Below are 13,242 nucleotides of genomic sequence, written 5' to 3'. Positions count from 1 at the left end.
TAGAGGATCTGCCCGCCGGCCTCAAGTCCTGGCGAGCAGCGCGCTGCGTGCGGGTGGATGGGTGGGCCGCGCATGCGCGCGGTCGCGTGGGCGGGCCGCGTATGCGCGCGGTCGCGTGGGTGGGCCGCGCGTGCGCGCGGTCGCGTGGGTGGGCCGCGCATGCGCGCGGCCCGAGCGCAGTCGACCGGCGGAGCGTCAGGCCGTCGGGTGGTTCTCCGAGGCCGCGGTGCGGTGCGGGGGCGGCGCCGCGAGCTGGTTGATGTGCACGTGCTGGCTCGGGACGGGGAGCCCCATCTTGCCGAGCTCCTCACGGATGATCTTGGTCGTGGCGAAGTAAACGTCCCAGTAGTGATCGGTATGGCAGAAGGGCCGGACGGCCAGCACGGGCCCGGCGAGGGTGAAGTCCAGGATCTGGACGCTGGGCGCCGGGTCCTTCGCCACGTTCGGGATGAGCGCGAGGTGCGTCTTGAGCCGCGTGATCGCCGCCTCGTGATCCGCGCCGTGCGCGAGCTGCGCGGTGCAGTCGACGCGACGGACCGGGTTCGTGCTGAAGTTCTGGATCGTGTCGCTGAAGATCTTGTTGTTGCCGATGATGGTGCGGACGTTGTCGGGCGTGTCGAGCGTGGTCGCGAACAGGCCGATCGAGTGGACGGTGCCCGTCACGCCGCCGGCTGTCACGTAGTCCCCGGTCTTGAAGGGGCGCAGGAGGATCATGAAGATGCCGGCCGCGAGGTTCGACAGGAGGCCGGACCACGCCATGCCGACGGCGATGCCGATCGCGGCGAGCAGGCTGGCGAAGGTGGTCGTCTCGACGCCGAAGACGCTGAGCACGGCGATGACGAGCAGGATGTTCAGCAGCACGGACGCCGCCGACTCCAGGTAATGCGCCAGCGTCGTGTCGAGCTTCTTCAGCGCGGAGCTGCGCTGCATCATCGACAGGATGCCCCGGACGATCATGCGGCCGATGACCCAGACGAGGATCGCGCCCACGATCTTCCCGCCGACGCTCACCCCGAGCGCTACCCCCATGTCCACGTACCGCTGAACTCTCTCGTCCATCTCAAGCCTCCTGGCGACGTGCCCGCCGCTCGCGGGGGCCCCTGTGCAAGGCGCGTGCGCGACGCGCCTCGCTGGATGCCCCCGGCGGCCAGCTCTATCACGGCGGAGGGGCGGTCCGCGAGAGGCGTGTACCGAGATCTTCGAGCATCAACCCTGCGGCCTTGGCACATCAGGTGGACACGGAGCGGATACCTCGTTGTCGCGAGGGAGCAACGGGCGGCGGGGCCGCTCGCGGCGTCGACCGGCCGACGCGGGCGCGCTGGTCCGGCGGAGGAGGGAGGCGGAGGGGGCGGCGTGAGGGCTCACCTGCGCTCGCGAGCCGAGCCCGCCGGCCCGGCTCGTCGCCAGGACGGTGCGCCGCGGATCGAGGGACGAGCGCCGGGGGCGCCGTGATAGGCTCCCCGATGCGCCGGGAGCCCCAGCACGACGGGCAGCGCCGCCGAATCGGCGTCCGCGACCCACGGATGCGACGGACGATCTGATGACCTCGTTCGAGGGCGTCGTCCCGCGCGTCAGGCCGCGGGAGCCACCGCTTCGCTGCGTCCCGCGCTCGCGCACCGCACCAGCCAGTCGGCGGACAGCAGCGCATCCCGCGACTGGATGGCCGTCATGGCCATCACCGCCGCTGGCCCAAGGAACCCTACCCAGAGATCCGGGGTGATGATGACCGGCTCTTCGGCTCCCCAGAAGTCCCCGACGGGGCTCGACGATCTCAGGACATCGAGCAGCCCCGAGATCCTGTCGATGAGCTCCTCTGCCCGCGCGCGATAGCGCTCGATCTGCGCCGCCATGCGCAGCATCTCGAGCTGCCCGGAGAGCCCATGGCAAAACGTCGGGTTCTCGAGGCGCACCGACCCAGCGAGGCAATTGAACGCCCAGTCCATGGGCTCGCGGAGGCGCTCCAGGTCTCCGACGCTGAGCAGGATGGACCAGAGATAACCGGCGGGGCCGTGGCACCACGCGCCCAGGGGGGCCGCCAGCATCTCGGCGCCGAGGTGCCGCCGCAGCGTCCTGCCGTCGGGCGTGCGGCACTCGCGATAGACACGCTCGAACAGGTGGACGGCGAAGTCGACGAGCTCGGTCGCGCCCGCGTCTCGCCCCCAGAGCGCGAGCGCCGCGGCGATACCGCTCGTGCCGTGCGAGGCGCCGGTGAAGCACTCGACGTCCGGATCCAGCTTGCCCGAGCTCCGCCAGCCGAAGTCGCCAGGCTTGGTCTCGAACTGGTCGAGCAGCGCGAGGACCATCGGCTCGGACCGGACGAGCAGCTCGTCCGAGCCGGTGATCCGGGCGATCAGGTGCGCCGCGTAGGCGACGCCGGCCATGCCGACGAAGAGGTCGCGCTCCTGGCACCGGGTGATGGCGTGCTCCATCCGCGCGACGCCTGCCTCGATGAGCCGAGGCTCCCCGAGGCGAGCGCCCGCGAGCGAGAGCGCCAGCGCGGCCCCGGCAGATCCGGTGAAGAGCCCGCATGAGGCGCTGGGCTCCCGCAGCGAGAGCCACCTCGCCGCGCGGTGGATCTCGTCGTCGAAGCGCCGGCTGCCCTGAGCCTCCGCGATCGACGCGAGCCCGACGATGATCCCGGCGGCGCCGAGGTTGATGCCCTCGCATGCATAATCGGGATACAGGTGCTCGTTGCGCCACCACCCCACGTCGTTCATCGTCTCGAAGAAGGCCCTCGTCGAGGAGGCGACGGAGAGCGAGGCCTCGAGCATCCGGTCAGGCGGGGGCGCGCAGTGAGGGCGCGCTGGCACGGCGCCGTGCGGCGAGGACGAGCAGGCCTCCAGTCGGGCTTTCACCTCCTGGGCTGAGGGGCGATCACCGGGAGAGTCCGAGAGGCACGCCCGGATCAGGTCGAGGTAGCGCTCATGAGGTGAGCCCTCGACCAGGCGGAGCAGCTTGTCCTTCCCCGCGGGGAGCATCGCGGGATCGTAGTCGAGCGCGGCGTACGCGAGGCAGCAGCCCAGGCCATAGATGTCATAGGATGGCTGAGGGGCGACGCGGACCCCCTCCGGCGCGGCGTAGATCCGGGTGCCCACCGCGGCGAAATCCTGCGCCCCGATCGGGGCGGCGATCTCCAGGTCGAGCAGGACCACGCCGCGCTCGCACCGCAGAGCGTTCGAGAGCTTCACGTCGCGATGGACGACCCCGCGCGCGTGCAGCTCGGCGAGCTGCCCGGCGAGCTCGGCGAGCGCCCCGAAGCGCGCCGCGGTGTCGAGCTCGTCCAGCGATGTCCCGGCGAGGTGCTCCAGCACGAGATACGCATGCGCAGCGGAGCCGTAGCCGAGCGCCGCCGGCCCGGTGAGCCCGCGCGCGCGCAGCGACGTCCAGAGCTCGTATTCGTTGCGCAGTCGCCTCGCGTGATCCCAGCCGGAAGCGTCGCCGCCGACGCCACGGGTCGCGTGCTTGATGATCACCGTCCCACCAGAGTCCTTATCGAGCCCCAGGTAGAGCCTCTTGATCCCGCCGCGCAGGAGCTTGATTGGCACGAAGCGTCCCAGCCCTGCGCGCGCCATGTCCTCCTCCATGGGCTCCTCGACCTCTTCGACGACGGGGAGGGACAGGGGGAGATCACACGAGGCGTCGAGCCGATCGGGCACAGGGGCTCCGGCGGGGTTCAGGATGATCCGATCGTGCCTCCCGAACTCGTCTTCCTGGCTCTGCAGGGTGAAGCTGCCATAGCGCAAGCTCACCGCGCCGCCCGGCCGGAGGTGGCGCTCGTTCTTGACGACCGGCCCGGAGGAGTGGGGCATGAGGCGGTCCAGCTCGACGGCGGTCGACGCCGCCTCCTCTGCGTCCTTGCAGTAGACGGTCACGATCTTTCCGATCTGCGTGACCCCGCCCTGTCCCACGTTCAGGCGCAGGATCCCCTCGAGCTCGGAGGGCAGCTTGAAGCACCGCCGCGCCTCGATGAGCCACGGGAGGAGCGCTTGGGTCAGGTGGACGAGATCGAGCGCGCCGGCGGAGACGTGGATCTTCCAGCCTTGAGGAGGCAGGGACAGGCCACCCGGGTCGAATCCAAGCCACGAGAAGCCGCTGGTTCGGCGCCGCGAGACGCGAAACCCCGCCGCCGTCGCGCGCCGCTCCAGCGCCTCGAGGGCCGCGGCGACGCCTTCGTGAGTGACCTGTTGGTGATTGGAGCACGTGGTGGACATGGGAGTGGTCCCCCCGGGGCCATCGTGCGGATGCGCGTGGTCGATCATGGCGAGAAGCGCTTTGCTTCAGCGGCCGACGAAGCGGAGGGACGATGTGAGGGCCATGCGGACGCCTCTCGCGGAGTCGGGCGTCCCGAGGTAATTGAGCACGGAGATCCCATCGACGGAGCCTGTCAGCGTGCCGCACTCGCCGAGGGTGACCACGGACGTCCCTGAGATGACGACCTCCGCTACCTCCGCGGTGAAGGACTTCGCGGTGGCCTGCGACGTCCCCGAGACGTGGAGCGTCAGGCGATCCGCGTGCCCAGCGAGCTGGAGAGAGGATGTCCCCGCCACCCCGACGGAGAGCTGCGTGTACTGCGCGTCTTCCACGCTCATGCTGGAGGTGCCGCGCTGCTCCAGCCGGAGCGCGCTGCCGGCGAAGCCGCTGACGTGCGCAGCGATGACGCCGCCGATCGACGCCGACTCCAGATTTGGCATCTGGACCGTGACCACGGTGGGGATATCCGACGAGATCGACGATGACTGGGAAATGACGAGCGTCCCCCCCTCGACCCTGGTCTCGATACGAGGCACGTTGTAGCTGTCGCCGCTAACGACGACGCGGAAGGCCGCGCTCTCGCTGATATCGAGGCGGTACACGCCCTCCGCGCGGATCGCCTCGAATCCACTGACGCTCCTGGTCTCCTCGGCGCGCTCGCCGTTGTTCACATCCGCCGCGGCCGTCGACGCGGAGCACGCCCCTGCCGACACGGCCATCATGATAGTCATCATCGCGCTGGACGTCGTGGTTCTCATCGGATCCTCGCGTTTCTGTGACGGGACAAACTCATATGAAGGGCCGACTAACCAAAGCGGGTGTACGCGCAGTTCGTGATCGTAAAGACGCAGCTTGTGACGGCGCAGCCCGTCACCGAGCAACCCGTGCGGATGCAGTTCGTGACGGTACAGCCAAGCTTCGCTAGTGTGTGCGACCCAGCAAGGAGGCTCGGCTGCGCCAGCGGCGCATCGGCCGGCTCGACGGGCGCATAGAGGGCGGCGGAGGCGGTGGACGCGCTCAGCATCGCGGCCGCGACCATCGAAACTCGACTCATTCTGTCTTTCATGAGCATCTCCCGGGTGAGCACGCGATCGTCCGACACACCGCTCGGCCCGCCGCCGCGCTACACACAAGCCATGGGGCCGTCTAGTCGCACCGTCGAGCCCACTCAACGCGGCCCAATGCGGAGAAAGAGGGAAAACGGGCATGAAGGTGGAGAGGGAGAGGCGAGGAGCAGAGAGCGGCCGCACCGCTCCTTGCGCCCAGCCTACACGGTGGCGCAGCAGCCCGTAAAACAGACGCAGCCGCCGCCGGTACTGGTGCAGACGGTCGTGGTGCAGGTGGTCGTGGTGCAGCTCGTGGACGTGCAGCTCGTCTCCGTGCAGTTGGTCACGGTGCACCCCTGCGCGAGGAGGAAGCGCGAAACAGGCAAGTTGAGGCGCCCATCGAGCAACCTCTGCTGGAGGCTCCGGGAGATGCCGCGATCCGAGATGGCCTGGCGCGGATCCGCGGCGAATTCGGAGCGAAACTGGGCGTCACGGGTGAGATCGTTCTTGATGTTCACAAAGATCGTCCGAAGGGCCTTCGCGCCCGCCGCCTGCTCGCCGGCCATGGGCGGGGGTTCGGCGGCGAGCGGGCGCTCCACCGTGGCGGCGGACGCGCTGGACGCGCTGAGCAGCGCGGACGCGACGAGCGAGATGCGCGTGGCCCCATCTTTCACGGATTTCATGGACGTTCCTCCTGTTCAGCGTGGCAGCCTGTATCCCACGCTTGCCAGGAACATGGTGCCTGGGTGAGTTCCGTCCATCCCATATCTCTTGCCCCCATGTGGTTTGCCTTAAGGATTCGCTCTTCGCTCTCCAAGGCGATTCCCGGCGTCCCGTGGGCTCCAGGACGGCGGTTGTCCATGCATTGCGACCAGGCGAGGCCGCGGCGAGCACGGCGCACCGGGCCGCATGGCTCCCAAGGAGGCGCGCGCGGGCGGGGAGAATGTTGCTCAGGTCATGCCGCGGCGTGTGCAGGAGGATCCCTGTTCTGCGCCTGAGGGCGCTGAGGCGGCGCAGCAGGGGTGCGGAGGCTGCGCAGGCGTCGAACCGGCGACGCATCGGTCGGCTCGACGGGCGCATAGAGGGCGGCAGAGGCGGTGGACGCGCTCAGCATCGCGGCCGCGACCAGCGAGACTCGACTCATTCTGTCTTTTATGAGTACCTTCCGGGTGAGCACGCGATCGCGGTACACCGCTCGGCCGCGACCGCGCTGCACACAAGCCATGGGGCCGCCTCGTCGCACCATCGGGCCGACTCGACGCAGCCCAACGCGGAGGGAGAGGGAACGGGCATGGAGGTGCAGAGGGAGAGGTGAAGAGCAGAGAGAGGCTGCACCGCTCCCTGCGCCCAGCCTACGCCGTGACGCAGCAGCCTGTAAAACAGCCGCCGCCGTCGGTATTGGTGCAGGAAGTCGTGGTGCAGGTGGTCGTCGTGCAGCTTGTGGACGTGCAGCTCGTGGACGTGCACGTGCTCACGGTGCACCCCTGCGCGATGAGGAAGCGCGAAACAGGCAAGTTGAGGCGCCCATCGAGCAACCCCTGCTGGAGGCTCCGGGAGATGCCGCGATCCGAGATGGCCTGGCGCGGATCCGCGGCGAATTCGGAGCGAAACTGGGCGTCACGGGTGAGATCGTTCTTGATGTTCACAAAGATCGTCCGAAGGGCCTTCGCGCCCGCCGCCTGCTCGCCGGCCATGGGCGGGGGTTCGGCGGCGAGCGGGCGCTCCACCGTGGCGGCGGACGCGCTGGACGCGCTGAGCAGCGCGGACGCGACGAGCGAGATGCGCGTGGCCCCATCTTTCACGGATTTCATGGACGTTCCTCCTGTTCAGCGTGGCAGCCTGTATCCCACGCTTGCCAGGAACATGGTGCCTGGGTGAGTTCCGTCCATCCTATATGTTTTGCCCCCATGGGCCTGCAGGAGAGCGCCGGGCCTGTGCTTGGAGCAGGGGGTGCACATGCGAGCGGTTCCCCGGAGCCATTCTGCGGATGAGCGTGGTCGATCTTGGCGAGATGCGCTGTGCTTCAGCGGCCGCCGAAGCGAAGGGACGCGCTGTAGGCCACGCGGACGCCTGTCGCGCAGTCGGGCGGCGCGAGGGGCCGACGAGCACGGCGTTGTGGCCGGTGGCGAGGAAGCCGAGGCCGAAGAGGTCGTTGACGGCCTCGCGGTCGATCTTCTCGGGCCAGGACCAGTCGAAGTCGGTTATGCAGCCGCTGGAATGCCTCTGCCGGCTTCTTGGCGCGGAGACGGCCGATCGCCCGGCGCAGAGGACTGGGACCGCCCGGATAGCCGCGCTCCTCGGCGGGGGACTCCGACAGGGCGGAGCTCCAGAAGGCCGGAGGGCGGCAGCCCTCGGAGCTTCGACTTGCAGCGAGCGTAACGTCTACGCCGCGGACGCGAGCGCGGCCCAGATCCGAGTGCGGGCCGGCGGTGAACGGTGAACTCCGGCGATCACGGGGCCGCGATCCTCACCAACCCGACGGGGGACGCGATGATCACCGACAGCCCGTAACACAGACGCAGCCGCCGCCGGTCGTTGTGCAGGAGGTCGTCGTGCAGACGGTCGTGGTGCAGCTCGTGGACGTGCAGCTCGTGGCCACGCACGAGCTCACGGTGCACCCCTGCGCGATGAGGAAGCGCGAATCAGGCAAGTTGAGGCTCCCATCGAGCAACCCCTGCTGGAGGCTCCGGGAGACGCCGCGATCCGAGAGAGCTTTGCGCGGATCCGCGGCGAATTCAGAGCGAAATTGGGTATCACGGGTAAGATCGTTCTTGATGTTCACGAAGATCGTTCGAAGGGCCTTCGCGCTCGCCGCCTGCTCGCCGGCCATGGGCGGGGGTTCAGCGACGAGCGGCGCCTCCGTCGTGGCGGCGGACGCGCTGGATGCGCTGAGCAGCGCGGACGCGACGAGCGAGATTCGGGTGGCTCCATCTTTCATGGATTTCATGGACGTACCTCCTGTTCAGCGTGGCAGCCTGTATCCCACGCTTACGAGGAACATGGCGCCGTGGTGAGGTTTCGTCCATCCCATGTGATTTGCCTTTGGGCTTCTCTCTTCACTCTCCGAGGCGATTCCCGGCGTCCCATGCGCTCCATGAAGGGGCTTGTCCGTGCATTGCGACCAGGCGAGGCCGCGGCGCTCACGTCGCACCGGCTACGTTGCTCCCAGCGAGGCGTCCGCAGGTGGGGAAAATGGTGCGCACGTCATGCTGCGGCGTGTGCCGGAGGATCCCCTGTTCCGTGCCTGAGGGCGCTGAGGCGGCGCAGCAGGGGTGCCGAGGTTGCGCAGACGTCGAACCCTCGTTGCGCGGGACGCCCACGGGGGCGCGCAGGACGTCGCCTGGGCGGCGCAGGAGCCGTGCGATCGTGACACAGGACACCGAAGGGGGTGCGCAGGAGGGGAGCGGAGGGCGCGCAGTAGAGCTCCGGGAGCGCTGTGGTAGGCTCTCCGTCGATGGTTCAGCTCTCCCGCGCGGAGCAGGTGGCGGCGCTCGCGCGCATGATCGCGGTCCTCGACGCCCGGCCGGCGCCGCGCTTCGACGCCTTCGCCTCCTTGTTCCATGGAAAGAGCCTGCGCAAGGGCGAGACGTTCGTGCGGGCGGGCGAGGCGAGCGACTCGGTGGCGCTTGTCAACTCCGGCATCGCGAGGATGTTCTACACGCGGCGCGATGGGAAGGAGTTCAACAAGGGGTTCATCTCCGCGCCCGACTTCATGTCGGTGCTGGAGGCGCTGATCACCAAGGAACCTGCCCGCCTGACGATTCAGGCGCTGACCCCGATGCAGCTCTTCGTCGCGCCGTACTCGCGGCTGAGCGAGCTCTGTGAGCGCGATATCCACTGGGAGCGGGTGAGCCGCCGGATCGTCGAGCGGGTGTACCTGAAGAAGGTGCGTCGCGAGGCGTCGCTGCTGATGGAACCGGCCGCCGAGCGTTATCGCGCGTTCCTCGCAGAGCACGGCGCCGTGGCGCGCCGCGTGCCCGACTACCACATCGCCGCGTATCTCGGCATCACACCCGAGGCCCTGAGCCGCCTGAAGCGCGCCGCGACAAGGGCCGCTGCTCCTTGACCTAGGTCAAGGTGCGCCCGCGCTCCGCTGGTCATGTTCTCTCGCATGACGACGGAACGAACGAAGCGAGACAGCGACCGCCCAGCAACGAAACCCGCGCGTGACCCGAGGGGACGCGGATTGCCGGGGGGCGCGGCCCGAACGACGGCGCTCTTCGCGGGCCTCGCGGTCCTGCTCACCGGCTGGGCGCTCGTCGCGTGCGGCGCCGCGGCGCCGACGCTCCACCCGGTGTTCCCCGAGCGCCCGGTGGCAGAGAAACCCAAAGGGAAGATCCTCTTCGTCCTCAGCGCCGCGCGAGAGCAGACGCTCGCCGACAGCTCGAAGCGCGCGACAGGCACGTTCCTCGGCGAGCTCTACGAGCCGTACCTGGCCCTCACCGGCGCGGGGCACGAGGTCGTGTTCGCGACCGACGCAGGAGCCGCCCCGGCGATCGACCCGGAGAGCCTCGATGAGCGGTATTGGCAAGACGAAGCGCGGCGCGCGCAAGCGCGACGTTTCATCGAGCGCGCCCCGCAGGTCCGCGCGCCGCTCAGCCTCAAAGAGGCCCGCGCCGCGGCCGACTCGTTCGATGGCATCGTCGTCCCTGGCGGACAGGGCGTGATGGTCGACCTGCTCGACAACGCGGATCTGCACGCGCTGCTCGCTCACTTTGGCGCGAAACACCAGCCCGTGGGGCTCATCTGCCATGCGCCGGCGGTGCTCACGCGCATGCGGCAGCCGAACCCGCTCAGCGGTCGAACTGTGACGTCGGTCTCGTCGCTCGAAGAGCTCTACATCGAGACCTTCGTCATGGGGGCCGAGGCGCAGGTCCGGGACATCGGCGAGCAGCTCGAGGACCACGGCTACGAGCACGAGGCCGCATTCCCGGGGGGCGCCCACGCGCAGCGGGATTGCAACCTCGTGACAAGCCAGAATCCCTTCTCCACCGATCGGTTCAGCGCGCTTTACCTGGAGGCCCTGGCCGACTATCGGCGCGGCGCCCGCTGCGTCGAGGATGCCCGAGATGGCCATCGATAGACCTGCTCGGGGGAGCGCGGGCCATGGGAGCTCCATGGCCCGTCCGGCCCGCGACGCGGCGGCGTGGTTCGGCCTCAGGGCGACGTTCCCATCTCGCGCGGGGCGAACCGGTAGGATTTGGCCTTGCTGGGCGAGGGTTTACCGGCAAATTCTTGCCGAGGGCGCGTGCGCTCTTCGCTACGGCGTGAGCGACAGGCCCCGCACGTAGTCGGCGAGCGCCCGCTCCGCGCTGGCCATCGCCTCACGCGCTCCCGGCAGCTTCGCCGACACCGCCGCGATCCGGTCTTCCTGTTCGGTCAGCGTCCTGAGGTAGCGCTCGTGGAGCGCGCTCCCCGCGGGCACGACCTTGAGGTTGTTGCGCACGCGCTCCTGCTCGGCGCGCAGCGCCGCGAGCTCGGACTCGAGGGCCGAGAGCGCGCGCTGCCCCTCGGCGACCGCGGCCCGGAGCTCCGCGAGCCGCGCGAGCGCCGCGCGCAGCGCCTCGGGGATCTCGCCCGACGAGAGGTACACCTCGATCTCCTCGCTGGAGAGGCTCGTGAGCGCGACCGTGTGCGAGATGGGCTGCTCCAGCACCACCGTCACGCGCGCCGTCTCGCCCGCGGCGACCTCGCGCCGTATGCGGTAGCGGTCGCTGGTCGTCTCGACGCCCTCCGTCGGCTCGGCGAGCTCCCAGCCGGCGAGGCGCGGGTGCTCGATGAGCACGACGCGCGGCTCGCGCGCCGCGCCCACGATCGTGTAGACCGTCACCCTGCGGGCGGTCCTGACGATCTCGAGCATGCCGCCCTGGATCTTGGCGCGCGAGAACGCCTCCTCGCCCCGCTCCTCGCGGTCGATTCGCACCTTCCGGTCCACGGCGAAGCTCACGATCCGCGATTCCCCCGGCGGCAGCGGCGCGAGGCGCGCGTCGCCGACGTAGGTGACGACCCCCCGGCCCGAGCGCTCGTAGACCGTCATCGCTCCGGCCGGAAGCGACGCGTCGCCGTCGTTCCTCAGCCGGACCGAGGCGAGCGGGCTGCGCGCGCTCGCCTCCGGCTGATAGAGCCACAGCCGCTCTGCCGGGATCTCGCGCTGGACGATCGGGAGGAGGGCCGTCTGCCCGCTCGCGATCGTGATCGGCGCAGGGAAGTGGAACACGACCTGCGTCGCCGCCTCCCTGGGCTCCGGCTCGACCTTCTCGCTGGGCACGGTGATCGCCGGGGCCGGCGCGCGCATCTCCCCGTCGGCGCCGCCGGCGCGGTAGCCCATGCGCCGCGCGGCCCTGGCCGCGAGCCCGGCGGCGCCCTCGTCGAGCCGCGGCAGCACGCGCTCGGCGACGTCGACGGGCACCTCGGGCCGAGCCACATAATAGATCTCGTAGAGCGCCTGGCGGAACGTCACCGGATCTCCCGACACCAGGGTGAAATCCACGTTATGCCAGTCGCTCCCGCTCTGGTTCTCGACGATGGCCCACCCGGCGAGCGCCCCGGTCTTCGTCTGCGCGTCTTCCGGCACGGTGAGCCGATACGATGTCTTCCAGAGCGGCGCCTCGACGACGTAGGCCACCCGGACCACCCGCTCGCCCTCGCCGGCCGTGCGCACGACGAGCTCGCGGCGGTTGCGCTCCCGCTGGGTCGAGAGGCCGAGCAGCGCCGCGCCGACCTGCTGCCGCAGCCGCTCCTCGACGAGCTCCACGCTCTCGAGCTCCTCCAGGACGACCTGCTTCAGCGCGCCCTCCGACATCAGCGCGAGCCGGTGACGGTCCTCCGAGCCGCCGTGCGGCAGCGCCGCCTGCGCCGTGGTGACCGCGACGATCCTCCCGGTGATGGCCCCTTGTCGCCCTCGTGTCCGCACCTCGGCGCCGCGCAGGGCGTTCAGCAGGGCGGCCTCGGACTCGAGCGCACCCTCGTCGAACGGGAGCTCGCGGAACAGGTCGCGCAGCGGCTCCCTCCCGGGAAGCGTGATATTCCCCGTCACGCCGCGATCGTCGTAAACGACGATGCTCTTCAGCACGTCGTCGACCTGATCGAGCCGCACCTCGAGCCGGAGCTCGGCGTCGCCGCGCACGCGCGCCTCGTATTCGAAGTATCCGACTCCGCCCGTCGAGAGCACCACCCGGCGGAGCGAGGGCGCCTCCGGCGCGGCCCCTGATCGGGCCGGATCCATCGCGGCGGCCCTCAGCGTCGCCGTGGTCCTCAATCCATGGTTCATCGTCGCCTCCCCCCGGCGGGGGCGTGCGATGGCCCCGCCGTACGGGTCCATAACGCCGCTCCGGAGGGCGTCAACGACGGTGGCTGACCTGGAGATCGGGCGCGGCGCTGCGCGTCAGCCGCGCGGAGAGGCCTCTAGCTGCTTCACGACCGCGAGCGCCTCGTCGACGTGGCGCGTCGCGCGGAGCTGGGAGGAGAAGGCATGTCGAACGATGCCGTCGCGATCGATGACGAACGTCACGCGGCCCGGGAGGAGGCCAAAGAGCGACTTGACGCCGTAGCGCGCGGCGGTCGCCCCGCCCGGGTCGCTGAGCAGCGTCATGGGCAGGCGGTATTTGTCGGCGAATTGCTGGTGAGACCCCGCCGAGTCGGCGCTCACGCCGATGACCTCCGCGCCGGCCTCCGCGAACGCGTCGTAATGGTCTCGGAACGCGCACGACTCCGCCGTGCATCCAGGGGTGTCGTCCTTGGGATAGAAGAACAGGACAACGGTCTTCTTGCCCCGGAAATCGGACAGCTTCACCGTCTCCTGCTTCTGCGATTGCAGGCTGAAATCAGGGGCGGTCTCGCCGACGGACAGGGTGGATTTGCTACCGAGCATGGTGTGTCCTCTACCCGATGCGCCGCGCCGCGTCCAAGGCCTCGGCGGAGCGCGGCGGCTCGCCGGCCGGCGGCC

Annotated in this window: 11 protein-coding genes; 2 read left to right on the top strand and 9 right to left on the bottom strand. The window is 69.7% G+C overall.

The window, feature by feature from the left end; genetic code table 11:
• Positions 1-195 precede the first annotated feature (195 nt).
• From WME90_RS24140 to WME90_RS24110, 7 genes are all read right to left on the bottom strand, one after another.
• Positions 196-1,059, bottom strand: a complete 864-nt coding sequence (locus tag WME90_RS24140) for a mechanosensitive ion channel family protein (RefSeq protein ID WP_437283539.1) — start codon at positions 1,057-1,059, stop codon at positions 196-198.
• 512 nt (positions 1,060-1,571) lie between these two features.
• On the bottom strand, positions 1,572-4,211 hold the full coding sequence (locus tag WME90_RS24135; RefSeq protein ID WP_437283538.1) for a lanthionine synthetase LanC family protein: 2,640 nt from the start codon (positions 4,209-4,211) through the stop codon (positions 1,572-1,574).
• A 66-nt stretch (positions 4,212-4,277) separates the two neighbouring features.
• The gene (locus tag WME90_RS24130) at positions 4,278-4,973 is read right to left on the bottom strand and encodes a GIN domain-containing protein (RefSeq protein WP_437283537.1); all 696 of its coding nucleotides are present in this window, start codon (positions 4,971-4,973) and stop codon (positions 4,278-4,280) included.
• Positions 4,974-5,056: 83 nt separating this feature from the next.
• Positions 5,057-5,317, bottom strand: a complete 261-nt coding sequence (locus tag WME90_RS24125) for a hypothetical protein (protein WP_437283536.1) — start codon at positions 5,315-5,317, stop codon at positions 5,057-5,059.
• Between the two features lie 201 nt (positions 5,318-5,518).
• Positions 5,519-5,980 carry a hypothetical protein gene (locus WME90_RS24120; RefSeq protein ID WP_437283535.1) on the bottom strand — a complete coding sequence of 154 codons (462 nt, stop codon included), beginning with the start codon at positions 5,978-5,980 and terminating at the stop codon, positions 5,519-5,521.
• Positions 5,981-6,649: 669 nt separating this feature from the next.
• The gene (locus tag WME90_RS24115; RefSeq protein WP_437283534.1) at positions 6,650-7,108 is read right to left on the bottom strand and encodes a hypothetical protein; all 459 of its coding nucleotides are present in this window, start codon (positions 7,106-7,108) and stop codon (positions 6,650-6,652) included.
• Between the two features lie 683 nt (positions 7,109-7,791).
• Positions 7,792-8,244: a hypothetical protein gene (locus WME90_RS24110; RefSeq protein ID WP_437283533.1), complete on the bottom strand. Its 453-nt coding sequence runs from the start codon at positions 8,242-8,244 to the stop codon at positions 7,792-7,794.
• A gap of 507 nt (positions 8,245-8,751) precedes the next feature.
• Here WME90_RS24110 and WME90_RS24105 point away from each other — a divergent pair.
• Both WME90_RS24105 and WME90_RS24100 read left to right on the top strand, forming a co-directional pair.
• Positions 8,752-9,363, top strand: a complete 612-nt coding sequence (locus WME90_RS24105; protein WP_437283532.1) for a Crp/Fnr family transcriptional regulator — start codon at positions 8,752-8,754, stop codon at positions 9,361-9,363.
• 120 nt (positions 9,364-9,483) lie between these two features.
• Positions 9,484-10,380: a type 1 glutamine amidotransferase domain-containing protein gene (locus WME90_RS24100; protein ID WP_437283531.1), complete on the top strand. Its 897-nt coding sequence runs from the start codon at positions 9,484-9,486 to the stop codon at positions 10,378-10,380.
• Positions 10,381-10,557: 177 nt separating this feature from the next.
• Here WME90_RS24100 and WME90_RS24095 read toward each other — a convergent pair whose 3' ends face one another.
• Both WME90_RS24095 and WME90_RS24090 read right to left on the bottom strand, forming a co-directional pair.
• A complete protein-coding gene (locus tag WME90_RS24095) occupies positions 10,558-12,567 on the bottom strand; it encodes a DUF4139 domain-containing protein (protein ID WP_437283530.1) in 2,010 nt (669 codons plus the stop codon).
• A gap of 114 nt (positions 12,568-12,681) precedes the next feature.
• Positions 12,682-13,167: a peroxiredoxin gene (locus WME90_RS24090; RefSeq protein WP_437283529.1), complete on the bottom strand. Its 486-nt coding sequence runs from the start codon at positions 13,165-13,167 to the stop codon at positions 12,682-12,684.
• Positions 13,168-13,242 lie beyond the last annotated feature (75 nt).

Origin of the sequence: Sorangium sp. So ce375, assembly GCF_051473855.1 — a bacterium.
In the GTDB taxonomy this organism is placed as follows: domain Bacteria; phylum Myxococcota_A; class Polyangia; order Polyangiales; family Polyangiaceae; genus Sorangium.
Note: the sequence above shows the minus strand (reverse complement) of the source record. Positions and strands in the feature narration are given on the sequence as shown.